The organism is Qipengyuania sp. NPDC077410 (genome assembly GCF_044543405.1).
In the GTDB taxonomy this organism is placed as follows: Bacteria; Pseudomonadota; Alphaproteobacteria; order Sphingomonadales; family Sphingomonadaceae; genus Qipengyuania; species Qipengyuania pacifica.
Genome location: NZ_JBITWB010000003.1, coordinates 21,080 through 43,480, shown reverse-complemented (window position 1 = coordinate 43,480; position 22,401 = coordinate 21,080). Strand labels below are relative to the sequence as shown.

Genomic DNA, 22,401 nt, shown 5'->3' with positions numbered 1-22,401 from the left:
TTGACGCGGCGGTCAGAGCATTCCCAGAATCTCGGCGTGACTGGAAACCACCGTTGCAGCTCCGCTGGCTTTCAAACGCTCGGCCAGTCCGGAGTCCGCATGGTCTCCGCCGACAAACCCGATAGCCGTCATGTTCGCCGCTCGCGCTGCCAGCACCCCATTCACGCTATCCTCTATGACAACGCACCGCTCGGGCTGCACATCGATCTGTCTCGCCGCGTAAAGAAAAAGGTCGGGAGCTGGCTTTCCTCGCTGAACGTGATCGGCTGAATAGATATGAGGGGCGAATAAACGGTCGAGCTTGGTAAGTTCCAGTTTCCGGACAAGCTTATCGATTGAAGCCGAAGAACCGACCGCCACGCGCCCGCCAAATGCAGCCACCAGTTTTTCCACGCCCTCGAGTGGCTTCAGCTCGGCTTCGATCCTGGGCCAGATGCGATCATCCAACTGCGAACCAAAGTCCTGCGGGAATTCACCCCCGACGCGCTCGTTGAAATCCGCCGCAAGTTGTGCATGGAAATCCGCATTCGCCAGGCCAACGAACCGGGAAACATAGGTAGCGTAATCATACGTGAGCCCGAGTTCGGCAAGATACTCCTGCTCGACAGCGATGTTAATCACCTCCGAATTGACCAGCACACCGTCGCTATCGAAAATCAGGGCATCACAATCTGTAAAGAGCATCCGGAAGCCTAACCCCATCACCGTCCTGAACCAATAGCCGCCTGCGTAGCGGGAATGACGCGTAAAGGTCGAGGTGTTTGTGTGCCCGGCGAGCTGTTTGGATACAGTCGCGATGATGACGACATGGCGTAACCGGCCACCTTCCCGTCTGCCGACGATTTGGAGCACCAATGTCAGCGCAGTCTCGGCGCGATCAGCGAAGCGTTCGAAGAACGAAATTGGCTCGTTCTTCGACGCTCACCTTCGGCAGGATGACTGTGTCATAATCCAGTTCGCGGTAGGCCTTTAGCAGGCGATCGTACTCGGCGCTCGCCTCCGCTAGACTGTGGCGGCGCTCGCCATCTGTCTCGAAGATTTCGGGCCAGGGAGGCGCCAGAAATACGCGTTTATGATAGCGCCGATACGCTGTCAGCACCCCGGCGGCAGTTCGTCCCGTCGCATGTTGCAGCGCGACCGCTGCGTCCACGAGACCGCGGTCGAAAAAGACCCAGCCGGCCTCCTCTGGCACATCGTGCCTGTCGTTAGCGGCAAGGCTCAACGCCCGATTGGCGAAGGCCTTCAGATCGACCCATGGAAGCGCGCTCCCGTCGCCTCGCAGCTCTTCCTCGACGATCCGGCGACCCGGTTCGGGCACGATCGCAAAGCCCCTCCGCCCGAGTTCTGCCAGAAGCGTCGATTTCCCGCCGCTTGAGCAACCGGACAGCACGACGTGGCAAGAGTTCATGGGACCTTTCTCTTCGTCTTGGATCATTCGATGGACATCCCGTCGACCTCGGATATTGGTGAACCCGTCTCGGGATAAATTGGACGTTCATCACCCCCGGGGCTATCGTGCCTGCTGCAGAACAGGATTTTTATGGCAATGAGACGCACCGGTCTTGGCATACTCAGTGTAACGGTTCTTCTCTCCAGCGCCGTGCCGGCGTTTGGCCAATATGCGCCGACTGATCCGATACCTATGGGCAATGCTGTAACCAGCGTCATGGCCAACAAGATCTCAGGCGACATCGCGGATGGTAACTCGTCAGCCGCTTCCATTTCCCCCCGCTGTTTCGCCGATTCCGGGCCAGGGCCCGAGCGGCGCGCCATGGAAACGGAATACAAAAACCGCTTACGGACAAACGGCAAGGCTGCCGCAGATGCCTGGCGCGCCGAACATGGTCACAGCTACCGGGCGAAGCTCGTAGCGGATGGGAAGTGTCCGGCGAGCGTACTTCAGTAAAACGGGGCCCCCGTCAGTCGCAGGGTTCAGGAGCGATCCCCGCCAACGATTTCACAAACCGACGGGATTGGCTTGCTGACGTTTGGGCCAAGCCATCTCACATGGACGGAAGTTCGAAGGTAAACGTGGTTTTGCCATTCGCTGATACGGCACTTAGCGTACCGTCATGCGCGGCAGCAATCTGGGCAGAGATATAAAGACCAAGCCCGAGACCCTGGAGGCTCGAGCGCACCTCGCCACGTGAGAATGGCTGAAATAGCTGCTCCATCGCTTCGGGGGGAATGGTGTCTCCCATATTCACAGTTCGAAATACGAGGTTCTCGCCATCTCTGGCCAGGGCGATCCTGACGGGTTCGTTCGGATCGCCGTGCATCAGGGCATTCCCGATCAGGTTGGAGAAAACCTGACCAAGGCGATCATGGTCGCCATCCACCTCCAGGTCGGTCCATTCGGACTTATGGATAATGCGATCCGGATGACTGGCTGCCAACTCGGAAATCACCTGATCGAGCGTTTCCGCGATATTTTTTCGCGACCGCGTCAGCGTCAAGCCGCCACCCAGTCTGCCGCGCGCGAAATCCATGACATTATCGATCAGCCCCGCCATACGTGCCACGCTTCCCTCGATCAGGCCGACAATCGATTTCCCGTTCTCGCTCAATGGCTCCTTGCCAATCAGCCGCATCCCGCTGGCGATGCTGGCCAATGGATTGCGCAAATCGTGACCGAGAACCGCGATGAACTGTTCCCGCAATGCCGACGTTTCCTGTTCGTCCAGCAGCGCCTTGTTGGTCTGCTCTACGGCGTGACCGGCCTCGATGTGATAGGCGATCATCTCGGCAAACAGGTTGAACATGCCCAGCGTTTTGGGTTCGCTGACCTTCGCAGGTTTTGGCGAGATTGCGCAAAGCGTGCCGAAGAAGCTGCCGTCCGAAAGTAGGATCGGGACGGAAATATAGCTTTTCAGGCCGTAAATCTGCGGTGTCTTGTGGTTTTGATATGTGGGATCGTTGTCGACGTCATCGATGGCCACAGGGTCCCGATGGTCCCGGATTTCGTTGCAGATCGTCGTTTCCACCTGAAGCTCTCCGCCAGGCTCCAGTCCGAACGCAATCTCGTCCCGAACCCCGCAGGCGATCCAGCGATCTTCGGTCACCCGCGCGACCGCGGCAAAACCCATCCCGGTCGACTGACAGACCACCTCGAGGATGGAAGGTACGACGCTGATAGCGCCGACCACTTCGACATCGCGGGAAAAATCCGAATTCATCACAGCGTGATAGAGAATGCTGTATTCCGTGTCACTCTCCGGTGACGCAGGCCCTCTTCAGATGAAATTGCGACGCGGCGATCATTGGTAACTAAGGCGCCACACGCGGGGCGCACAACTCGACATGTCCGGGCCGCCTGCCCAGGCTTAAATCTCGACCTGGCTGCCAAGCTCCACCACGCGGTTGGTGGGCAAGCGGAAGAAATCCATGGCGGTCGCGGCGTTGCGCAGCATCCAGGAGAAGATCTTCTCGCGCCATATGGGCATGCCCGGCTTGTCGCTGGCCAGCAGCGTCTGCCGGCTGAGGAAGAAGCTGGTGTGCATCATGTCGAATGCGCCGCCGCAGCGGGACATTTCTTTCAGTCCCAGCGGCACATTGGTTTCTTCCATGAAACCGTAATGCAGGATCGCGCGGTAGAAACCGTCGCCCAGATCGTGGATTTCGCAGCGCTTGTTCGCATCGACATAGGGCGCATCGGCGATCAGCACGGTCAGGATGACGACCCGCTCGTGCAGCACCTTGTTATGCTTGATGTTGTGCAGCAGCGCGCTGGGAACACCGGCGGTCTGGCTGGCCATGAAAATGGCTGTGCCGGGCACGCGGGTGGCGGAATTCTTCGCGCTCTTGGCGAAAATCTCGATCGGCAGCGCGGTCTCGCTCATCCGGTCCCGCATCAGCTTGCGGCCGCGTGACCAGGTGGTCAGCAGGGTGAAGGCGACGAGCCCAACCACCAGCGGGAACCAGCCGCCGTCGGGGACCTTGGCGAGGTTGGCGGCAAAATAGGCGCCATCGACGATCAGGAAGAACAGCACCACCGGCAGGGCAAGGAACCATTTCCACTTCCAGACGCCCACGAACAGCACGCCCATCAGCAGCGTATCGATGGTGACTGCACCGGTCACCGCGATGCCATAGGCGCTGGCGAGGCTGGACGAATTCTGGAACGTCAGGACGAGGATGATCACAGCCACCATCAGCGCCCAGTTCACGACCGGGATATAGATCTGGCCCGCTTCGGTTTCGCTGGTGTGGCGAATGGACAGGCGGGGCATGAAGCCCAGTTGCATTGCCTGGTGCGTGATACTGAACGCACCGGAAATCACGGCCTGGCTGGCGATGAAGGTCGCCAGAGTGGCAAGGATCACCAGCGGCAGGCGGAATTCCTCGGCAGCCAGCAGGAAGAACGGGTTGCGCACGACTTCGGCGGCCTGTTCGGCCGGCAGGCTCACGATCATGGCGCCCTGCCCGAAATAATTGAGCAGCAGGCACGGCATGACGAAGCCGAACCAGGACAGGCGCATTGGCCCGCGTCCGAAGTGGCCCATGTCGGAATAAAGCGCTTCCGAACCGGTCACGGCGAGCACCACGGCGCCCAGCGCAAAGAATGCGACTGCACCGTCGGTCAGGAAGAACTGCACCGCGTACCACGGGTTGAGCGCCCACAGGATGCCGGGATGCTGGATGATCTGATTGAGGCCGAGGCCGGCGATGGTCACGAAATAGACGATCATCACCGGCGCGAAGAGTGCGCCGACCTTGGCCGTGCCCCTGCTCTGCAGGAAGAACAGGAAGATCAGCAGCACCAGCGCTATAGGGATGACCAGCGGATCCAGCCCCGGATTGACCACCGTCAGGCCTTCGACGGCCGAAAGCACCGAAATAGCCGGGGTGATCATGCTGTCGCCATAGAACAGCGATGTCGCAAACACGCCCAGCAGCACGACCAGCCAGCCATAGCTCGATCGGCCCATGTGGCGGCTCAGCAGTGCGACGAGCGCCAGGCTACCGCCCTGCCCCTTGTTGTCCGCGCGCATCAGGATGGTGACATATTGCAATGCGACCACGATCAGCATCGACCAGAAGATCAGGCTGACCACGCCCAGCACGTGCAGGCGATCGATCGCGATGCTGGCAGCGCCCGCGAAGGTTTCACGAAAGGCGTAAAGCGGGCTGGTACCGATGTCGCCGAAGACGACGCCGATGGCGCCCACGGCCAGCGCCGTGCGCGATCCGCTATGGCCATGGCCGCCATGCGAATCCGCAGGCGGCACTCCTTCGTTCAGCGGTGGCGGCGCGGGAACGGGATCATTCATGCTGGATTGGGTTTCCGACAACTTCGTGTCACTCGGCCTGTATGGCGAAGTCGCCGCGATTAGCAGCATGTATTCGCACCCGCAACAAGGGACGCAACATGCTGTTTATTCTTCGGTTTCTACAGAGCCTTCCTGCTCGGTCACGCCGAGAATCGCCTCAAGCCGCTCGAGTCGCGCCGCCAGCGGCCCCCGCCACTCGGCATCTGCCGGTGCGCTTTCCAGCAATTCGCGCCACAGGGTCAGCGTATTTGCCGGTTCGCCGGCGCGCAGGAAGGCAAGGCCGAGGAAATAGGTCGGCGCCGGATTTTCCGGGCTGACTTTCTCTGCTTGCGAATAGGCATAGAGGGCCGCGGCGGTCAGCCTGCCCCCGGCATGCTCCACCAATGCATTGCCAAGAGCCAGCCATGCTTCGCCATCCTTCGGGTTCTCGGCAACCGCATTGCGCAGGAAATTCGCGGCCTGATCGTGCTGGCCACGGCGGGTGAAGGCGTCGGCCGTGACCACGAACCGCGACGGAAGCCGTCCCTCGGGATAGAATTCGCGGCGCGCCTCGACCATCAGTTCGCCGGATTGCGCCGCATCGTCGCGTACCGGCGATGCAGGGGCGGACGGCTGGCCAGGATTTCCCTGTGCCGCATAGCCCGCCAGTCCGAACAGCAGCGCCGAGCCGAAGAGCGTCCACAGCGTGCGTGGCAGCTTGAGTACGAACACGGCTAGCGCAAAGACCAGCGCCGTCAGGATCAGGATCGGCAACCAACTCATGCGCGGCCCCGCATGCGGCGGATCAGGATGCCCCCTGCCAGCAGTATCAACAGCACGGGAATGGCAAACAGCGGCCAGGTCGTGGCGCTGACCGCCGGTTTGTAGCTGACGTAGTCGCCATAGCGCTGCATCAGCCAGCCGCGCACCTCTTCCGGGCTTTCGCCGGCTGCAATGCGGATGCGGACCTGGTGACGCATGTCGCCCGCCATCGGCGCATCGCTATCGGCGATGGACTGGGACTGGCATTTGAGGCAGCGCAGAGTTTCCATCAGGTCCTGCGCTGCGGCCTCCTGCTGCGGATCGTCGAGCTGGCGATAGGCATAGGGCGCCGGCGGCAGGGAATCCTGAGCTACCGCGGGACCGAACATGCCGAACAGTAAAACGGTGTTCAGCAGCAAAATCATACGTCTCATTGACGTGCCTCCGCCAACTGTTCGAGCAGAACCGGCACATCGCTCTCGCGGATATCGCCGATATGCTGATAGCGGATCACGCCCTTGCCATCGATCACGAAGGTCTCGGGAACCCCCGAAGACCCGATCGCCAGCTGCACCTCGGACAGGTCGTCCCGCCCGATACGCACGTAAGGATTGCCATGCTGTGCCAGGAAACGCGCCACGTCCTCAGGCCGGTCGCGAATGGCAACACCCACGATTTCAGCACCTTGCTCCTTCAGCGCTTCGAGATGCGGCGCTTCCGCGATACAGGGCAGGCACCAGCTCGCCCAGATATTGAGCAGGCGCGGCGTGCCGTCGGCGAAATCGACATTGGCGACGCCCTCTGCCCCCTCCATCGCCGGCGGCAGGTCGAAATAGGGAAGCTCCTGTCCGACCATCCGGCTTTCGACGAAATCGTCCCTCGGCTGCGTCAACTGATACGCCGCCAAGCCGATAAACAGCGCAAAGGCGAACAGGGGAACCCACAGGCGCCAGTTCATGCCAGTGCCTCCCGGTCGGCCCGGCGCTCGGCGATGCGGACGGCAAGGCGGCGGTTGCGAATATCGGTTATGACCCGCCCGATCAGCGCGAGCACACCGCCTAGTGCCACCAGCAGTCCGCCATACCAGATCAGCGGCACGAAGGGCTTCCACCACAGGCGGAGCTGCCAACGGCCGTCAGGGGTACGGTCGCCGACCACTGCATAAAGCTGGCCATTCCAGCGCGTCAGCAACGCACTTTCGGTGGTCTGCTGCGGCGGCGCCCAGAAATTGCGTGCCTGCGGTGTCAGCACGTTGGCTTTGCCGCCATCGTAACGCGCCGAAATCCGCGCCTGCATGGCCGTCCAGTTCGGCCCAGCTATGGGCTCGACCCCTTGTAACTCGATGCTCCACGGTCCCACGGTCGTGCGACCACCTTCCTCGAGCGCGGCCAGGCGTTCCTGTGTGAACGCGCTTTCGCTCGACATGCCGAGCAATGCGACGGCGATCCCGAAATGCGCGACCACCATGCCCCAAGTCGCAAGCGGTGTGCGCGACAGCTTGCGGCGGCGCAGTGGCAACAGGCTCGCCACGGCGAGGCCGAGACCCAATGCCAAGCCCAGCAACGGAAGAATGCCAATGTCGGCGAGAACGCTAGCGAGGATCAGTGCGGCCAGCACCAGAGCACCGAACAGCGCGACTTCCTTGCCGATCCGGTCCAGACGGTCCTGCCGCCAGCGCAGCAATGGCCCCACCCCCATGACAATCAGCATGGGAATGGCGAAGATCGCCCCCACGGGGTTGAAGTAAGGCGGCCCCACGGACACGCGCACGTCGAAAGCTTCGGTCAACAGCGGATAGAGGGTACCGAGCAGTACGATCGCCAGAATGGCGCTCAGCATCACGTTATTGAAGACCAGCGCCCCTTCGCGGCTGGCAATCCGGAAGCGCTCGCCCTCGCTGATGGTATTGGCGCGCAGGGCGAACAACAGCAGCGCGCCGCCGATGAATATGCCGAGCAGGACAAGGATAAAGGTCCCGCGTTCCGGGTCGACGGCAAAGGCGTGCACGCTGGTCAGAATACCCGAACGCACAAGGAATGTGCCGACCATGCTCATTGAAAAGGCGACGACGCCGAGCATGATTGTCCACGTCCGCAGCGCATCGCGGCTGGCCAAGACGCTGGCGGAATGGAGAAGCGCTGTCGCTGCCAGCCAGGGCATGAGGGAGGCATTTTCGACCGGGTCCCAGAACCACCAGCCCCCCCAGCCCAGTTCGTAATAGGCCCAGTAACTCCCTGCCGTGATCCCGACAGTCAGCCACACCCATGCACCCAGCACCCAGGGCCGCATGGCGCGGGCAAACTCCGGCGTGACCTGCCGTGTCAGCAATGCGCCCACGGCGAAACTGAAGGCAACGGACAGGCCGACGTAACCGAGGTAGAGCGTAGGCGGATGAAACGCGAGGCCGATATCCTGCAGCAACGGATTGAGGCCCATCCCCTCCGCAGCCGGCGTCGGCAGGCGTTCGAAAGGGTTCGAGCTCAGGAGCAGGAAGGCATAGAAGCCCAGGGATACAACACCCTGCGCAGCGAGCGTTGCATTCATCGTGCGCTCGGGCAGGCGGCGTTCCACCAGCGCGATCAAGGCGCCGGCAAAACCCATCACCATGACCCACAAGAGCATCGAGCCTTCGTGATTTCCCCACGTGCCCGACAGCTTGAAGATAAGCGGCTTCATCGAATGCGAATTCGACACCACCAGTTTGACCGACAGGTCGGTAATCGCGAAGAGCCACACCAGCATGGCAAAGGAGAATGCGACCAGCACGCCCTGCGCGATGGCCGCGGGCCGGATCAGCTTGGCGAGTTCGCTGGTGCCATTGTCGCGCACCGCCAGGAAGCCTGCCACCATCTGCGTCGCGGCAAGCGCGGCGGCAAGCCACAGCGCGGCAAGACCCAGTTCGGCAATCATTCCAGGCCGACCGTCGTTTCCTCGGCCATCTTGGCGGCCTGATGTTCGGTCATTTCCTGCAATTCGCGAGGTACGTAGTTTTCGTCATGCTTGGCGAGGAGATTGTCCGCAATAAAGGTGCCATCCGCGCCAAGCCGGCCTTCCGCCACTACGCCGGATCCTTCCACGAACAGGTCCGGTGCGATTCCGCTGAAACGCACGGGCACACGGGCATCGTCCTTGCCGGTCACTGCGAAGGTCAGCGTCACGCCGTCCGCCGCGGTTTGCAGAGAACCCTGTTCTACCATGCCCCCGAGGCGGACTGCCTGTCCCGGTGCAGGCGGATTCTCCAGCATCTGTTCCGGCAGGTAAAAATAGCTGGCCTGATTGCGCAGCGCATAGGCAGCCAGCAGGCCCGCCCCCACAAGCGCCACCAGCGCTAGCACCACCAGCACGAGCCGCTGATGCTTTGGCTTGAATGCACTCATTTGCGTCTGCTTTCCTCGCGGCGTTTTTCAGCACGCTTCATGTCGATCCAGGCCCATGCCACCATGGCAAGTGTGCCCAGAATGCCGACTGCATAGGCAGCTACGACGAAATCCCACTGATCCAACGCTTCGCGCATCAAACTGCCTCCATCGCCCTGCGACGCAGGCGGGCTTCGGCCTGAACATCGGCCAGCAGCGCCCGCATCCGGGCCAGCACGACGCCCGCGAAGAGCAGCGAGAAACCGAATACCGCGACGAGCAGCGGCACCAGGAATTCGGCGTCGATCGCGCTTTGGCCCATGGTGATGCTGGGCGGCTGGTGGAGGGAATTCCACCACACCACGCTGCGGTTGATGATCGGAATGTTGATTGCACCGAGCAAACCAAAGATCGCCGGAATGCGCGCGGAAACGCCTTCGCGCTCGGCCGCCTGGGCCAGCGCGATATAAGCGACATAGAGGAAGGCCAGTACCAGCATGCTGGTGAGCCTGCCGTCCCACACCCACCATGTTCCCCACGTGGGCCGTCCCCAGATCGATCCGGTGATGAGGCAGATGAGGGTGAAGACGAGCCCCGGCACCGCCGCGGCACGAGCGGCGAGCGCAGCCAGAGGATGCCGCCAGACGAGGAAAACCAGGCTGGAAAGGGCGATTGCCGTCCATCCGCCCATGCCCAGCCATGCCGCCGGTACGTGAAGGAAGAGAATGCGGACAGTTTCGCCCATCAGCCGATCGGGCGACACTTGGGTAAGGCCCCACCACAAAGCTCCCGCACTCACCAGCAGTCCACCGATCAGGAAGATCGGCGTCAGCAAGCTGGCAAGCGACAGAAAGCGTTTGGGATTGGCGAAGCCGTGCATCGAATTTTACCGTCCGGCACCGCTTTGACAGCGCGGCCCCTCCCCCGCAAGGGCGCAGTGTCAGCGGCCGATAAGTTCCTGTGCCATGCGGTCCGCGACCTGATCGGGCGAGGCCCCGGAACTGTCGCTCTCCTGCCAGATCTGCTCGAGCCGGCCCGGGATCAGCGCGATGCGCTTGCGCACCTCGTTGATGTCGCACGGCGCCTTGTCGTTGCGGCACAGATATTCCAGCGTTACCGAAATGATCCCGCCTGCATTGATGACATAATCCGGCGCGTAGAGAATACCGCGCTTGGCCAGCATCGGTCCGTGTTCGGCCCGGCGCAGCTGGTTGTTCGCACCGCCGGCGACGATCTGGCAGTCGAGCCGGGCGATACCTTCGTCATCCAGTACCGCGCCCAGCGCATTCGGGCTGAATACGTCACAGGCAATGGACATGATCGCATCGGGCGCGGCGGTTTCGGCACCGATTTCCGTGGCCAGCGCTTCGGCGCGGTCCATGTGGATATCGGAAAGCGTCAATTTCGCACCGTCCTTGGCGAGCAGGCGGGCAACGCCTCCGCCCACACTTCCCGTGCCCTGGATGGCGACATGCACGCCTTCGACACTGTCCTTGCCAAGCTTGTGCTTGACCGCGGCCTTGATGCCTAGAAAAATGCCCAGCGCGGTGAACGGACCGGGATCGCCGCCAGCAGCGTCATCACCTTCGACCGGAAGGCCGGAGACAAACTGCGTGCGCTCGGCCACGGCTGCCATATCGGCTTCCGAAATGCCGACGTCCTCGGCCGTAACGTATTTACCGCCCAGTGCATCCACCGCATCGGCGAAAGCGGCGAGCATTTCGGGCGTCTTGGCCTTGTCCTGGTTGGCCAGGATTACTGCCTTGCCACCGCCCATGGGCAAACCGGCCATCGCGTTCTTGTAACTCATACCGCGCGACAGGCGCAGCGCATCGCGCATGGCGTCGGACGCATCGGCATAATGCCAGAAACGCGTGCCGCCGGCACCCGGCCCGAGGTGAGTGGAATGGAGCGCGATGATCGCTGTCAGACCGCTTTTCGCGTCACGTACAACCTGTACGAGTTCGTGGTCGTCGAAATCCGCTTCGGTCCAGAATGCCGTCATGCGCCGTATGCCCCCAGAGAGGTGTTATGGACGGCTGATAGCGGGAGAAAATGGGGCGATCGACGGGGTTCGAACCCGCGACCTCCGGTACCACAAACCGGCGCTCTAACCAACTGAGCTACGATCGCCACATGCCCCCGGAACCGCCCGGGAAGGGGGCCTGTTACGCATGCAAGGGCCAGCGTCAAGCGGCCCTGCACAACGGCGCGTGCCTGTTGCACAATGAACGGGAATTGGGAAGCGAAAAACGCGCCTGCGCACATTGCACGCAATTATCTTTCGCGGTTGATGCCGCACTTTCGGACGCTAATGTTCCGCCGATGATGAATCCGGGCGAATCTTCAGCCGATAAACTTCTTGCGCGGGACGGCGTGCAGCGCATTCCGAGCGAAAAGCTGGAACTGTTCCAGTTACGCGATTTCGTGCCGCCAGATTTGTGCCAGGAACTGATTTCCTTGATTGAACAGGATCGCCGTCCCTCGACCTTGGCCGATGCTGGCGACGATAATTATTTCCGCACCAGCGAGACCTGCGATCTCGATGCCGGATTACCGGCCGTGATGCGGATGGAAACCCTGCTCCATGCACTGAACGGTATCGATCCGGCTCATGGCGAACCGTTGCAGGGACAGCGTTACGATGTGGGGCAGGAATTCAAGCCGCACTGCGACTATTTCAATCCGGGCGGCAAGGACTGGACGCGATACTGCTCCGTAGCTGGGCAGCGCACCTGGACCTTCATGATCTATCTCAACGATGTTGATGCCGGCGGCGCGACGCGCTTCAAGGCTGCCAAGAAGATGTTCCAGCCCGAAGCCGGGAAGTTGGTGTGCTGGAACAATCGCCGCCCCGACCTGCGCGAAAACCCCAACACGATCCACCATGGCATGAAGGTCAGGAAGGGGCTGAAATACGTGATTACCAAATGGTACCGGGAAAAGCCTTGGGGGTGGTGAGATGATCGAAGCTGGTAAGATTCATCACGGCGGTTGCCATTGCGGCACGGTACGGTTCCGTTTCACCATGCCCGCCGATCCGGTGATCCGGCGCTGCAATTGTACTATCTGCGCGATGAAGGGCGTCGTCATGCTCGATGTGCCGATCGCAGATTGCAAAATCACGGCGGGTGAGGATGTGTTGACGCTTTACACATTCGGCAGCGGACAGGCCCGGCACAGGTTCTGCGCTCGATGCGGCATCCATCCCTTTCACCAGTTACGATCCGAACCCGATCACTACGGACTCAATCTTGCCTGCATCGATGGAATGACAATCTACGATCTGGCCGAAGTCCCCGTATTCGATGGACAGGACCACCCGGCCGATGGTGGAGAATACACTTACGCAGGCATGATGCGGTTCGAACGAACCGGCGGCCGAGATCGCGCATGAAAAAGGGCGGCCCTGCCGGACCGCCCTTTCGTAAAGCCTCGAGGCTCGCCTCGCTCAGTTCTTCTTGAGCGACAGGCCGCCGAAACGCTTGTTGAAGGCTGCGACGCGGCCGCCTTCCTGAATCTGCTTGGTGCCGCCCGTCCATGCCGGGTGGCTGGTCGGATCGATATCCAGCGAAAGCGTGTCGCCTTCCTTGCCCCAGGTGGAGCGCGTCTGGAATTCGGTACCATCGGTCATCTTGACCGTGATCATGTGGTAATCGGGGTGACCTTCGGCCTTCATGGTAATCGTCCTTCTAGCTTCGGAACGGTTCCGACCGGTCCAGCTGTGAATGGGAAAGGCGCGCGCATAGCGGCGAGCACCGATATTGGCAACCTTATTCGGGTGCGTCGGCAATCATCGCTGTGAAGCTCACTTCGCAGGTTACTTTGCCTTCGACCGATGCCGCGCCAGCGAATTTACAGACCCGGGCGCGCTTCTGTACGAACTCGGCCTTCAGATCGAGCAGGACGCCCGGCGTCACCGGAGCGCGAAACTTGGCGTTCTCGATGGCCATGAAATACACGAGCTTGCCCGATCCGGCGAGCCCGAGGCTTTCCACCGCAAGAACACCGGCGGCCTGTGCCAAGGCTTCGATCTGCAGAACCCCGGGCATGATCGGCGCACCGGGGAAATGGCCCTGGAAAAAATCTTCGTTGAAGCTGACGGCCTTGACCGCGTGAATGCGCTCGTCAGGGACGAGCTCCTTCACCCGGTCGACGAGAAGCAGGGGATAGCGATGCGGAAGGCGCTTGAGCACCTCGACCACGTCGAAACCGGAATCGCTCATCACCCTGCCCCTATTTTCCGAAATCAGCGGCCCGAAGGCTGTGCGGGCTGCTGCTGCTGTGCAGGCTGCTGGCCGGCCTGTTGCTGCTGCTGCGCTGCCTGCTGTTGGGCGACATTTAGCAGGACCTGCGAAACCGTCTGCTGCGTTGCCAGCGATTCCTGGCGCGGACGCCAGCCGGCAGGCGGTGTCGTCTGCACGCTGGGAACGCGCTGGTTCAGCGCGGCGACGAGATCGTCGGTCACGTTTACTGCGTCAGGCGCCCACTGGATCGCATCGGGGTTGAGCAGGAGCTGGATCTTCTTCTGCTGGACGACCTGCTGCTGAACGTTCTGATAATCGTTGATCAGCTGCTCGATGGCATAGGTCTGCGCGAGGACGATCGGCTGCGATGCCTGCTGGAGCTGCTGCTCCTTCTGCTGCAGCTGCTGCACCACGGACTGGTTGGCCTGTGCTTCGGCCTGGCTGATCTGACCGTTGCTGTCCGTATCGAGGCTCTGCTGAAGCGTCTGCATTTCCTGACGCATCGTGCGGAGCTGAGTGATCTGGCTCGCGAATTGCTGGTCGATCTGCTGATAGGCGTTGATGCGCGCCTGGCTGCGAACGATCACGGCTTCCGGGCTGCTGGTGGCAATGCCTGCAACCTGCGCCGCAGCAGGAGTCGCGATGGCGGCCACGCTGGCAAGCGAGGCGGCAACGATGGTTTTTGCGAAAATTTTCATCAGAATTGCGTTCCTACGTTGAAGGTGAAGACTTTGGTATCGTCTCCAACCTGCTTTTTAAGCACGTGAGCTACATCGATCCTGAACGGACCGAAGGGCGAATTCCAGTTCACGCCCACACCCACTGAAATACGCGGCGACGGGCTGTCGCCAACGAAGACCTCCCTGAAGTAGGTCCCGCCAATGATGCTTGGAGGATTGACGGTGCCATCGGGCGCAACCGGGCTGGTCACGAGTTCGACGGTAGGGTTCCCGTCGGCGCCGACGCCCGACTGGACGAACAGCAGATTTCCGCTGCCGTCGGTCGCCTGGAGGCCGTTGGGATAATCTTGAAGAACCGGCTGCGTAATGTCGAACAGCGAACCGACGTCGAGGAAGATCGACGGACGCAGGCCCATCTCGCGGGCGCCGCTGCCCAAGGGGATTTCCAGTTCTGCGCGGCCCAGATAATAGGCCCGCCCGCCAAGCGAATCGTCGACCCGCCGGTCGCCCGAGAGCGCTTCGTCGATCGTCTGGAGTACGCGGGGCGTGCTGTCGTCGCCATCGTCATCCAGATATTGCAGACGGACAATACGCGGGCCTACGCCTCGAATGTCGAAACCACGCATTTGTGGCTCACCGAGGAAGAACCGGTCGGTCAGGCGCACATTGTCCTGTCCGGGAACGGCATTGTTTTCGAAGCTGTGGATCCAGCCACCTTCACCGGTTACCGAGAAGATGAAGCCGGCACCCACTGGCCAGAACTTGCTGCCCTTGGCGCGCGCGCGCACGTATTTCGCGTCACCGCCCAGACCGGCGAATTCGCCCGTGACACTGAGCGTTTCCCCGCGCGTTGGACGCAGCCGGCTGTTGAGCGTGTTGTAATTGATTGTCAGGCCGAGGATCGAGCTGGCGCGCTTGCCGATCGCTTCGCACAGATAACGGCTGGCGAGCAGCGGGTCACAGCTCGCAACCCCATCACCATCGCGATCCGAGAAATACAGCGACTCGTCTAGCGACACGTCGTCGTAATTGAAGGTGTAGCTGCCGATCGCAGAGATATATTCCGTCAACGGCACACCGGCCCGCAGCGATGCACCGGTGGTGGATTGCTGGAAAGTGGTGTTGCGCTGATTGTTACGGAAATTGAAGCTGTTGATGTCGCGGCGATAGATATCGACGCCGGCCGAAATATTGCGATCGAACACGTACGGTTCGGTAAAGCTGACCTGAGCCGACTTCGAGAAGCGCGAATAGTTCAGGCTCAGCCCGACGGTCTGGCCGCGGCCGCGGAAGTTGCGCTGGCGGATAGAGCCGGCAAGGATGAAGTTCTCGATGCTCGAGAAACCAGCCGAAAGCTGTAGTTCGCCGGTCGGCTGCTCTTCCACGTTGGCTTCGAGAATGATGCGGTCGGGCGCACTGCCCTCGACCTGGTTGATCTCGAAGTTTTCCTGGAAATAGCCCAGCGAATTGATGCGCGCCGTCGAACGCGCGACGGAAAGCGAGTTGAACGCATCGCCTTCCGCAATACGGAACTCGCGGCGGATGACCTTATCCTGCGTCAGCGTGTTGCCGTTCACGTCGATACGTTCGACATAAACGCGCGGCGCTTCGCGGATCACGAATGTAACGCTCATCGTATGATCTTCCGGGTTCCGGCGGAACTCGGGAGAGACATCGGCGAAGGCGTAACCGAAGGTACCAGCCAGTTCGGTCATCTGCTCGACAGTGTCTTCGACCAGCTTGGCATCGTACCAATCGCCCGTCTTCATCGGCAGGCGCGTTGTCATCGCGCTATCGTCGAAATCGCGCAGTCGCGACTCGACCCCGACGTCGCCGAATTTGTAGCGTTCGCCTTCCTCGACGACGTAGGTGATGATGAAGTCGCGCTTGTCCGGGGTCAGCTCGGCAACAGCCGAAACCACGCGGAAATCGGCATAGCCTTCGGTCAGGTAGAACTGGCGCAGCTTCTGCTGGTCAAAAGCGAGGCGATCGGGATCGTAGCTGGTGTTGGAACTCAGGAAGCTGGTCAGGCGCGCCTGCTTGGTGATCATCTCGCCGCGCAGGTCACCGTCCGAGAACGCTTCATTGCCGATGATGTTGATCTGGCGGACCTTGGACTTGGGCCCCTCGTTGATTTCGAACACGACATCGACGCGGTTCTGCGACAGCTCGACCATTTTCGGTTCGACCGTCGCGGCGAAGCGGCCCTGCCGCTTGTAGAGCTCGATGATGCGGGCAACGTCGGCGCGCACCTTGGAACGGGTGAAGATCTGGCGCGGCGACAGCTTGATTTCGGGCAGGATCTTGTCGTTCTTGATCCGCTTGTTGCCTTCGAGAATGATGCGGTTGATGACCGGGTTCTCGACCACGGTGATAACCACGTTCCCGTTATCGTTCGTCACGCTGTAATTGGAGAACAGCTCGGTGGCGGACAGGTCCTTGAGGACCTGGTCGCCGGCCGCCTGCGTCCACACATCGCCCGGGCGCAGCTTGATATACGACAGGATCGTGTTCGGCTCGAGACGCTCTGCACCGCTGATCGCGATCGTCTGGACGACGTCCTGCTGCGCGGTTGCTGCAGGCGCCAGCGTCGGCACGAAGGCCTCGCCGTCCTGCGACGTCGCCGGAGCGGGCGCGGGGGAAGGCGTTGCCGCATCTTCGTCCTGCGCGAATGCCGCAGCGGGCATCCCGGCAAGCATGGTCCCGGCCAGCAGGCCGATCGCCAGCCGCGCAGCAGAGTTCTTGCGACGCGTAGCGGCAGAAGCAAATTCAGTCATCGACAAGGAGATTCCCGTCCTCGTTACACTTACAGAAGACCCGGCAGGCGCAGTCCCCGATCCGGCATCGGGCCGCGTGTGCGGAGCGACCAATCGTCCCCCTGCCTCAAGCGCCCTCGCCAATCAAGCTTTGCTGCTGCGATTTGCCGGTATCCCGCTCCGTTTCCCCGGCTAATTCCCGAATACCGGGAGGTGCACCAGATCGTTGATCGTGACGAATACCATCAGCATGAGCACGAGGGCCACACCGGCGCGATACGCCACTTCGGTTCCACGTGGGCCCACCGGCTTCCGGCGGATCGCTTCAGCCGCATAGAAAGCCAGGTGCCCGCCGTCGAGGGCCGGAATTGGCAGCAGGTTGATGAATGCCAAGTTAAGCGAGATCAGGGCCACGAAGTTGATGAAGGCCATCCCGCCCAGACTGAGCTGTTCGCCGGAAAATTTCGCGATCTTCACTGGCCCGCCAAGTTCCTGAACCGACCGTTCGCCCGTGAATATCTGCCAGATTCCCGTGACCATCATGTCGACGATCCCGATCGAATGATCGACGGCCAGCCCCAGCGAGGCGATCACGCCCTGCGGCTCGAACTCGAAGGCCGATGCGCCCGAGGCGATGCCGATCAGGCCCACCTTCGACACATTGCCGAACCGATCCTCCATCTCCACACTGCGGACGGGGACGGCAAAGGTCCGCTCCGTCCCGTCGCGGTCGACCGTTATGTCGAGCGTCCGGCCGGGATAGAGCATGATCGAATCCTGCACATCGCGGAAATCGTCCATCCGCTCGCCCTCGACCGCAACGATCCGGTCGCCGACCTCGATGCCCGCCTCGCGTGCAGGGGACACCTCGGCAAATTCCGCCACGGCCAGCTGCTGCTCGGCATCGGCCGGGACGGGTTTGCCGTAAAAGGCGAAAAAGCCGGCGAAAATCGCCAGCGTCAGCAGGATATTGGTCGCCGGCCCGGCAAAAACGATCAGCGCGCGCTTCCACAGCGCGGCATGGTGGAAACTGCCCTGCCGTTCCTCGACGCTGGCATGCCTGGCCGCCTGCGGATCGGGAATGCTCGCAGGGTTCATGTCGCCCTTGAACTGCACATAACCGCCCAGCGGCAGCACGCTCAGCTTCCAGCGCGTGCCGCGCCGGTCGGTAAAGCCCCAGATTTCCTTGCCGAAACCGACCGAGAAGGCTTCCGCGTGAACGCCAAACCAGCGCCCCACCAGATAGTGGCCGAGCTCGTGGATCGTTACCAGCGGGCCCAGCAGCAGCGGGAAACCGATGACATAGTAAAGCCAGAGAGGCAGGTTTAATTCCACGGGTCAGGCAAGCTCCAGCATTTCGGTGGCGCGTCTGCGCGAAGCCTCGTCCACCATCAGCACGTCGCTGAGGGAACGCGGCGCATCGGGGTGATTCCCGTCCGCAAGAACACGCTCGACCAATACCGCGATCCTGCTGAACGCAATCTTACGCTTCAGGAAAGCTTCTACTGCTATTTCGTTCGCCGCGTTCAGCACGGCCGGGGCCGCTCCCCCCGCCTCGGCTGCCTCGCGCGCCAGTCTGGTAGCGGGAAAACGCTTCTCGTCCGGCGCAAAAAAGGACAGTTCGCCGATCGCCGCCAGATCCAGCGGCGCCATCGGCGTATCCATCCGCGCGGGCCAGGCAAGGCACGATGCGATCGGTACGCGCATGTCGGATGGGCCAAGCTGCGCCAGCGTGGACCCGTCGCGATATTCAACCATGGAATGGATCACGCTTTGCGGATGCACGACGATCCGGATCCGCTCCAGCCCGACGGGGAACAGATGATGCGCCTCGATCAGCTCCAGCCCCTTGTTGAACATGGTGGCACTGTCGACGCTGATCTTGGCGCCCATGTCCCAGTTCGGATGGGCGATCGCCTGTTCGGGCGTGACCTCGGACAGATCCTCTACCAGCCGCAAGGGTCCGCCGCTGGCCGTCAGCGTGATCGAGCGGACATCTTCGAACCGGCCGCCTTGAAGGCACTGGAAAATTGCATTGTGTTCGCTGTCCACCGGCAGCAGCGTGGCGCCATGGCGGCTCACTGCAGCAGTCATGACCTCGCCCGCGGAAACCAGCGCTTCCTTGTTGGCCAGTGCGATGGTGCCGCCCTGCTCGATCGCAGCCATGGTCGGGCCAAGTCCGGCACAGCCGACGATCGCGGCCACCGTCAGATCGACCGGGCGTGCCGCCGCTTCGCACAGGGCGGTCCGGCCCGCCGCGGCCTCGATGCCGCTACCCGCCAGCGCCTCGCGCAGATCGGCAAGGCAGCTCTCGTCGGCCACTACGGCAATCTCGGCCCCGAACTCGCGCGCTGCCGCAGCAAGCGTGGCGACCTGGCAATTCGCCGTCAGCGCGACCACACGCCAGTCGTCGCGGTTGCGGCGGACAAGATCTAGCGTCTGTTCGCCGACCGAACCCGTCGCACCGAGGATGGAAATCGTGCGGGTCATGCGATGCCTGTTACCAGCAGACCGACCACCACGGCCACCGGCAGCATCCCGTCGGTGCGATCGAATACCCCGCCATGTCCGGGAATGAGATTGGACGAATCCTTCATATGCGCCTTGCGCTTCAGCCAGCTCTCCAGGAAATCGCCCGATTGTGCAGCGATAGCCGCAATCGCACCGATCGCGATCGCGGCGAGCGACGACCAGGGATAGGCATCGATCCCCAGATGCCAGCTATCCGACATCGGTACGATCGCCTGCAGCAGGATGACGCCGAACAGGGCCGCGCCGGCCATGCCGCCGCCCAGCCCCGCCCACGTCTTGGATGGGCTGATCCGCGGGGCGATGGTGGGCCCGCCGATCGTACGTCCGGTGAAATAGGCGAACGTATCCGTGAAGATGACCGATCCGATCACCAGATAGAGATAGAAACGCGGCATGATGACGAGCGAATAGGCGGCAAAGCCGATATAGATGGCGCCCAGTATCAGCCCTGCGACCCGCCACCCCGGCCTTACGGTCGCCCTGACGACCAGCCTGACCAGTTCGGCATAGGTCGCCGCCGCCACGATGACGATAAACAGCGTCAGCGCAATGCCGCCGGCCCACAGCGCGCCGCCTGCCACGGCCAGCATGACTGCCGCTGACGCGGCGCGTTTCGGCAAGTCGGATGTGCGCACCGCCAGAGGCACGCGGACATAACGCCTTGCGGTCGCTTTCATCCGGTCGCGTTTGCGCAATTCAACCTGCGGTTCACCGCCCGCCAAAACGTCTCTCCCGTTCCCCATATTCGATCAGCGCGCTCTTCAGATGGTCAGGCGTGAAGTCCGGCCATAGCACGTCGAGGAACAGCATCTCCGCGTAAGCCGCCTGCCACAAGAGAAAATTGGACAACCGCACCTCGCCGCTTGTGCGAATAAGCAGGTCGAGCGGTGGCAATCCGGCACTGTAAAGGTGGCGCGCAATGCTCTCTTCTGTGATCTCGCCCTCTGCCGCGGCGGCTTGCGCCGCATGGGCGATCTCGGCCTGCGATCCGTAATTGAGCGCCACGGCCAGAGTGCGCGATCCGCTGGCCGTTTGCGCCAGCGCGTCTTCCAGCATGCCGACGATGTCGGGAGCCAGCCCCTTCCAGTCGCCCAGAATATGCAGCTTCACGTCATTGGCAATGAATTCAGGCAGATCCGATTTGATGAACTTGCGCATCAAGTTCATCAAATCGTCGACTTCTTCCTCGGGCCGCTTCCAGTTTTCGCTGCTGAAAGCATAGAGCGTCAGGCACTCGATGCTCGTGTCCTTCAGACTGCGTACCAACTCGCGTACGGCTTCCACGCCCTTGCGATGGCCCATGACCCGGGGCAGGTGCTTGCGCTTCGCCCAGCGGCCATTGCCATCCATGATGATGGCTACATGCCGGGCGTGCTGCCCTTCCCCGTTCATCTTTCCGCTCCCCGTCCTGCCAGCTTACTGTGACAGGATTTCCTGAACCTTCTTTTCGACCGCCGCATCGGTATCGGCGACGTATTTGTCGGTCAGCTTCTGGACCTCGTCCTCGGACCGCTTGCGGTCGTCCTCGGAGATTTCCTTCTTCTTCTCGTCGTCCTTCAGCGCTTCCATGCCGTCGCGGCGCACGTTGCGAATGGCGATCTTCGCCTTCTCGCCATACTCGCCCGCCAGCTTGGCCAGTTCCTTGCGGCGTTCCTGGGTCAGGTCGGGCATCGGCAGACGCACGTTCTGACCGTCGATCATCGGGTTGAGGCCCAGGTTGGACTTCGCGATACCCTTCTCGACCGCGGTCACATTGGCCTTGTCCCACACCTGCACGCTCAGCATGCGCGGTTCGGGTGCGCTGACGGTGGCCACCTGGTTCAGGGGCATCATCGCCCCGTAAACCTCGACCACGACCGGGTCGAGCAGACTGGTGTTGGCGCGGCCCGTGCGCAGACCCGAAAGGTCGCTCTTCAGGCTTTCCACTGCGCCATTCATGCGGCGCTCGATGTCGGCTTTGTCGTACTTTGCCATGGCGGCTTCCTCTTACTTCTTTTCGTTCGTGACGATCGTCTGCACACCCTGCCCGCTCAGCACGCGGGCCAGATTGCCTTTCTCGCGGATCGAGAAAACGACGATCGGAATATTGTTGTCGCGGCACAGCGCGACCGCGCTGGCATCCATGACCTTCAGGTCGTCGGCCAGAACCTTGCCGTAGGTAACGGTGTCGAACCGCTTCGCTTCGGCGTTCTTCTTGGGATCGCTGTCGTATACCCCGTCGACGCTCGTGCCCTTCAGCAGCGCGTCACAGTTCATTTCGGCTGCGCGCAGGGCGGCGCCGCTGTCGGTGGTGAAATAGGGTGCGCCCACGCCCGCGGCGAAAATCACGATGCGCCCTTTTTCGAGGTGTCGTTCCGCACGGCGGCGGATCACCGGCTCGCACACCTGATCCATCTGCACCGCACTCTGCACACGGGTCTGCACGCCAAGCTGCTCCAGCGCGCTCTGCATCGCCAGCGCGTTCATCACCGTTGCCAGCATGCCCATGTAATCGGCCTGCGCCCGGTCCATCCCCTGTGCCGCCCCGGCCATACCGCGGAAAATATTGCCGCCGCCGATGACCAGGCAGATCTCCAAGCCCGTCTCCCGCGCAGTCTTCACTTCCTTGGCCAGTTCAAGGACGAAAGCAGGATCGATCCCGAACTGTTGATCGCCCATCAGGACTTCGCCCGATAGTTTCAGGAGGACACGCTTCATCGTCTTAAGAGGCATGGAGGCGGAGAATCCGTGTTGCGCAAGAGGTTGCGGCTCCTTAGCCGCGAAGGGGCACAGGCGCAAAGGGAAAGCCGTGCGCCTGCCGACCCGGCAATCTCAGGCAA

General features: G+C 61.8%; 25 protein-coding genes and 1 tRNA gene. 3 read left to right on the top strand and 23 right to left on the bottom strand.

Annotation, left to right across the window (positions count from 1 at the left end; translation table 11 throughout):
* Positions 1–12 precede the first annotated feature (12 nt).
* A complete protein-coding gene (locus ACIGGE_RS13825; protein ID WP_397491003.1) occupies positions 13–852 on the bottom strand; it encodes an HAD family hydrolase in 840 nt (279 codons plus the stop codon).
* 25 nt (positions 853–877) lie between these two features.
* On the bottom strand, positions 878–1,408 hold the full coding sequence (locus ACIGGE_RS13820; RefSeq protein WP_397490806.1) for an AAA family ATPase: 531 nt from the start codon (positions 1,406–1,408) through the stop codon (positions 878–880).
* Positions 1,409–1,546: 138 nt separating this feature from the next.
* On the opposite strand from ACIGGE_RS13820, the gene ACIGGE_RS13815 reads away from it, so the two are divergent.
* Complete coding sequence (locus ACIGGE_RS13815) at positions 1,547–1,906, top strand: hypothetical protein (RefSeq protein WP_397490805.1); 360 nt, start codon at positions 1,547–1,549, stop codon at positions 1,904–1,906.
* 97 nt (positions 1,907–2,003) lie between these two features.
* Here the strand turns inward: ACIGGE_RS13815 and ACIGGE_RS13810 are convergent, their stop codons facing one another.
* From ACIGGE_RS13810 to ACIGGE_RS13760, 11 genes are all read right to left on the bottom strand, one after another.
* Positions 2,004–3,176 (bottom strand): ATP-binding protein, encoded by a 1,173-nt coding sequence (locus ACIGGE_RS13810; RefSeq protein ID WP_397490804.1) that lies wholly within the window; start codon positions 3,174–3,176, stop codon positions 2,004–2,006.
* A gap of 147 nt (positions 3,177–3,323) precedes the next feature.
* Positions 3,324–5,270 (bottom strand): potassium transporter Kup, encoded by a 1,947-nt coding sequence (locus ACIGGE_RS13805; RefSeq protein ID WP_103023512.1) that lies wholly within the window; start codon positions 5,268–5,270, stop codon positions 3,324–3,326.
* Between the two features lie 105 nt (positions 5,271–5,375).
* A complete protein-coding gene (locus ACIGGE_RS13800; RefSeq protein WP_196845892.1) occupies positions 5,376–6,032 on the bottom strand; it encodes a tetratricopeptide repeat protein in 657 nt (218 codons plus the stop codon).
* Positions 6,029–6,445 carry a cytochrome c-type biogenesis protein CcmH gene (locus ACIGGE_RS13795; protein WP_397490803.1) on the bottom strand — a complete coding sequence of 139 codons (417 nt, stop codon included), beginning with the start codon at positions 6,443–6,445 and terminating at the stop codon, positions 6,029–6,031. Before ACIGGE_RS13795 ends, ACIGGE_RS13800 begins: the two co-directional genes overlap by 4 nt.
* Positions 6,442–6,969 carry a redoxin family protein gene (locus ACIGGE_RS13790; protein WP_397490802.1) on the bottom strand — a complete coding sequence of 176 codons (528 nt, stop codon included), beginning with the start codon at positions 6,967–6,969 and terminating at the stop codon, positions 6,442–6,444. The genes ACIGGE_RS13795 and ACIGGE_RS13790 overlap by 4 nt, the downstream gene beginning before the upstream one ends.
* On the bottom strand, positions 6,966–8,921 hold the full coding sequence (locus ACIGGE_RS13785; protein ID WP_397490801.1) for a heme lyase CcmF/NrfE family subunit: 1,956 nt from the start codon (positions 8,919–8,921) through the stop codon (positions 6,966–6,968). Before ACIGGE_RS13785 ends, ACIGGE_RS13790 begins: the two co-directional genes overlap by 4 nt.
* Positions 8,918–9,388 (bottom strand): cytochrome c maturation protein CcmE, encoded by a 471-nt coding sequence (gene ccmE, locus ACIGGE_RS13780; protein ID WP_397490800.1) that lies wholly within the window; start codon positions 9,386–9,388, stop codon positions 8,918–8,920. The genes ACIGGE_RS13785 and ccmE overlap by 4 nt, the downstream gene beginning before the upstream one ends.
* Entirely contained in the window at positions 9,385–9,525 is a 141-nt protein-coding gene (locus tag ACIGGE_RS13775; protein WP_173830011.1) for a hypothetical protein, read from the bottom strand. Before ACIGGE_RS13775 ends, ccmE begins: the two co-directional genes overlap by 4 nt.
* Positions 9,525–10,247, bottom strand: a complete 723-nt coding sequence (gene ccmC / locus ACIGGE_RS13770) for a heme ABC transporter permease CcmC (RefSeq protein ID WP_397490798.1) — start codon at positions 10,245–10,247, stop codon at positions 9,525–9,527. Before ccmC ends, ACIGGE_RS13775 begins: the two co-directional genes overlap by 1 nt.
* Positions 10,248–10,307: 60 nt before the next feature.
* A complete protein-coding gene (locus ACIGGE_RS13765) occupies positions 10,308–11,372 on the bottom strand; it encodes a Glu/Leu/Phe/Val dehydrogenase dimerization domain-containing protein (protein WP_103023505.1) in 1,065 nt (354 codons plus the stop codon).
* Between the two features lie 51 nt (positions 11,373–11,423).
* Positions 11,424–11,500, bottom strand: a tRNA-His gene (locus ACIGGE_RS13760).
* 192 nt (positions 11,501–11,692) lie between these two features.
* Between ACIGGE_RS13760 and ACIGGE_RS13755 the strand changes: the two genes are divergently transcribed.
* Positions 11,693–12,328, top strand: a complete 636-nt coding sequence (locus ACIGGE_RS13755) for a prolyl hydroxylase family protein (RefSeq protein WP_397490797.1) — start codon at positions 11,693–11,695, stop codon at positions 12,326–12,328.
* A 1-nt stretch (position 12,329) separates the two neighbouring features.
* The gene (locus ACIGGE_RS13750) at positions 12,330–12,764 is read left to right on the top strand and encodes a GFA family protein (RefSeq protein ID WP_397490796.1); all 435 of its coding nucleotides are present in this window, start codon (positions 12,330–12,332) and stop codon (positions 12,762–12,764) included.
* A gap of 54 nt (positions 12,765–12,818) precedes the next feature.
* On the opposite strand, the gene rpmE is transcribed toward ACIGGE_RS13750, so the two are convergent.
* The 10 genes from rpmE to pyrH all read right to left on the bottom strand — a co-directional run bounded on the left by rpmE (position 12,819) and on the right by pyrH (position 22,294).
* Positions 12,819–13,046 (bottom strand): 50S ribosomal protein L31, encoded by a 228-nt coding sequence (gene rpmE, locus ACIGGE_RS13745; RefSeq protein ID WP_103023798.1) that lies wholly within the window; start codon positions 13,044–13,046, stop codon positions 12,819–12,821.
* A gap of 94 nt (positions 13,047–13,140) precedes the next feature.
* Entirely contained in the window at positions 13,141–13,593 is a 453-nt protein-coding gene (gene fabZ, locus ACIGGE_RS13740) for a 3-hydroxyacyl-ACP dehydratase FabZ (protein WP_103023502.1), read from the bottom strand.
* A gap of 23 nt (positions 13,594–13,616) precedes the next feature.
* On the bottom strand, positions 13,617–14,312 hold the full coding sequence (locus ACIGGE_RS13735) for an OmpH family outer membrane protein (protein ID WP_196845885.1): 696 nt from the start codon (positions 14,310–14,312) through the stop codon (positions 13,617–13,619).
* Positions 14,312–17,071 carry an outer membrane protein assembly factor BamA gene (gene bamA, locus ACIGGE_RS13730; RefSeq protein ID WP_397490795.1) on the bottom strand — a complete coding sequence of 920 codons (2,760 nt, stop codon included), beginning with the start codon at positions 17,069–17,071 and terminating at the stop codon, positions 14,312–14,314. The genes ACIGGE_RS13735 and bamA overlap by 1 nt, the downstream gene beginning before the upstream one ends.
* A 171-nt stretch (positions 17,072–17,242) precedes the next feature.
* Positions 17,243–18,385, bottom strand: a complete 1,143-nt coding sequence (rseP, locus tag ACIGGE_RS13725) for an RIP metalloprotease RseP (protein WP_397490793.1) — start codon at positions 18,383–18,385, stop codon at positions 17,243–17,245.
* 3 nt (positions 18,386–18,388) lie between these two features.
* A complete protein-coding gene (dxr, locus tag ACIGGE_RS13720) occupies positions 18,389–19,540 on the bottom strand; it encodes a 1-deoxy-D-xylulose-5-phosphate reductoisomerase (RefSeq protein WP_397490792.1) in 1,152 nt (383 codons plus the stop codon).
* Positions 19,537–20,304 carry a phosphatidate cytidylyltransferase gene (locus tag ACIGGE_RS13715; RefSeq protein ID WP_397490791.1) on the bottom strand — a complete coding sequence of 256 codons (768 nt, stop codon included), beginning with the start codon at positions 20,302–20,304 and terminating at the stop codon, positions 19,537–19,539. The genes dxr and ACIGGE_RS13715 overlap by 4 nt, the downstream gene beginning before the upstream one ends.
* Positions 20,291–20,974 (bottom strand): polyprenyl diphosphate synthase, encoded by a 684-nt coding sequence (uppS, locus tag ACIGGE_RS13710; protein ID WP_196845881.1) that lies wholly within the window; start codon positions 20,972–20,974, stop codon positions 20,291–20,293. The genes ACIGGE_RS13715 and uppS overlap by 14 nt, the downstream gene beginning before the upstream one ends.
* 24 nt (positions 20,975–20,998) lie before the next feature.
* Entirely contained in the window at positions 20,999–21,556 is a 558-nt protein-coding gene (gene frr, locus ACIGGE_RS13705; RefSeq protein ID WP_103023497.1) for a ribosome recycling factor, read from the bottom strand.
* A 12-nt stretch (positions 21,557–21,568) separates the two neighbouring features.
* Complete coding sequence (gene pyrH, locus ACIGGE_RS13700; RefSeq protein WP_103023496.1) at positions 21,569–22,294, bottom strand: UMP kinase; 726 nt, start codon at positions 22,292–22,294, stop codon at positions 21,569–21,571.
* Between the last annotated feature and the right edge of the window lie 107 nt (positions 22,295–22,401).

Excerpts from the sequence above, each read along its gene's own strand:
- ACIGGE_RS13820 (WP_397490806.1), bottom strand. The coding sequence starts at position 1,408 with ATGAACTCTTGCCACGTCGTGCTGTCCGGTTGCTCAAGCGGCGGGAAA.
- ACIGGE_RS13815 (WP_397490805.1), top strand. The coding sequence starts at position 1,547 with ATGAGACGCACCGGTCTTGGCATACTCAGTGTAACGGTTCTTCTCTCC.
- ACIGGE_RS13810 (WP_397490804.1), bottom strand. The coding sequence starts at position 3,176 with ATGAATTCGGATTTTTCCCGCGATGTCGAAGTGGTCGGCGCTATCAGC.
- ACIGGE_RS13805 (WP_103023512.1), bottom strand. The coding sequence starts at position 5,270 with ATGAATGATCCCGTTCCCGCGCCGCCACCGCTGAACGAAGGAGTGCCG.
- ACIGGE_RS13800 (WP_196845892.1), bottom strand. The coding sequence starts at position 6,032 with ATGAGTTGGTTGCCGATCCTGATCCTGACGGCGCTGGTCTTTGCGCTA.
- ACIGGE_RS13795 (WP_397490803.1), bottom strand. The coding sequence starts at position 6,445 with ATGAGACGTATGATTTTGCTGCTGAACACCGTTTTACTGTTCGGCATG.
- ACIGGE_RS13790 (WP_397490802.1), bottom strand. The coding sequence starts at position 6,969 with ATGAACTGGCGCCTGTGGGTTCCCCTGTTCGCCTTTGCGCTGTTTATC.
- ACIGGE_RS13785 (WP_397490801.1), bottom strand. The coding sequence starts at position 8,921 with ATGATTGCCGAACTGGGTCTTGCCGCGCTGTGGCTTGCCGCCGCGCTT.
- ccmE (WP_397490800.1), bottom strand. The coding sequence starts at position 9,388 with ATGAGTGCATTCAAGCCAAAGCATCAGCGGCTCGTGCTGGTGGTGCTA.
- ACIGGE_RS13775 (WP_173830011.1), bottom strand. The coding sequence starts at position 9,525 with ATGCGCGAAGCGTTGGATCAGTGGGATTTCGTCGTAGCTGCCTATGCA.
- ccmC (WP_397490798.1), bottom strand. The coding sequence starts at position 10,247 with ATGCACGGCTTCGCCAATCCCAAACGCTTTCTGTCGCTTGCCAGCTTG.
- ACIGGE_RS13765 (WP_103023505.1), bottom strand. The coding sequence starts at position 11,372 with ATGACGGCATTCTGGACCGAAGCGGATTTCGACGACCACGAACTCGTA.
- ACIGGE_RS13755 (WP_397490797.1), top strand. The coding sequence starts at position 11,693 with ATGATGAATCCGGGCGAATCTTCAGCCGATAAACTTCTTGCGCGGGAC.
- ACIGGE_RS13750 (WP_397490796.1), top strand. The coding sequence starts at position 12,330 with ATGATCGAAGCTGGTAAGATTCATCACGGCGGTTGCCATTGCGGCACG.
- rpmE (WP_103023798.1), bottom strand. The coding sequence starts at position 13,046 with ATGAAGGCCGAAGGTCACCCCGATTACCACATGATCACGGTCAAGATG.
- fabZ (WP_103023502.1), bottom strand. The coding sequence starts at position 13,593 with ATGAGCGATTCCGGTTTCGACGTGGTCGAGGTGCTCAAGCGCCTTCCG.
- ACIGGE_RS13735 (WP_196845885.1), bottom strand. The coding sequence starts at position 14,312 with ATGAAAATTTTCGCAAAAACCATCGTTGCCGCCTCGCTTGCCAGCGTG.
- bamA (WP_397490795.1), bottom strand. The coding sequence starts at position 17,071 with ATGACTGAATTTGCTTCTGCCGCTACGCGTCGCAAGAACTCTGCTGCG.
- dxr (WP_397490792.1), bottom strand. The coding sequence starts at position 19,540 with ATGACCCGCACGATTTCCATCCTCGGTGCGACGGGTTCGGTCGGCGAA.
- uppS (WP_196845881.1), bottom strand. The coding sequence starts at position 20,974 with ATGAACGGGGAAGGGCAGCACGCCCGGCATGTAGCCATCATCATGGAT.
- frr (WP_103023497.1), bottom strand. The coding sequence starts at position 21,556 with ATGGCAAAGTACGACAAAGCCGACATCGAGCGCCGCATGAATGGCGCA.
- pyrH (WP_103023496.1), bottom strand. The coding sequence starts at position 22,294 with ATGCCTCTTAAGACGATGAAGCGTGTCCTCCTGAAACTATCGGGCGAA.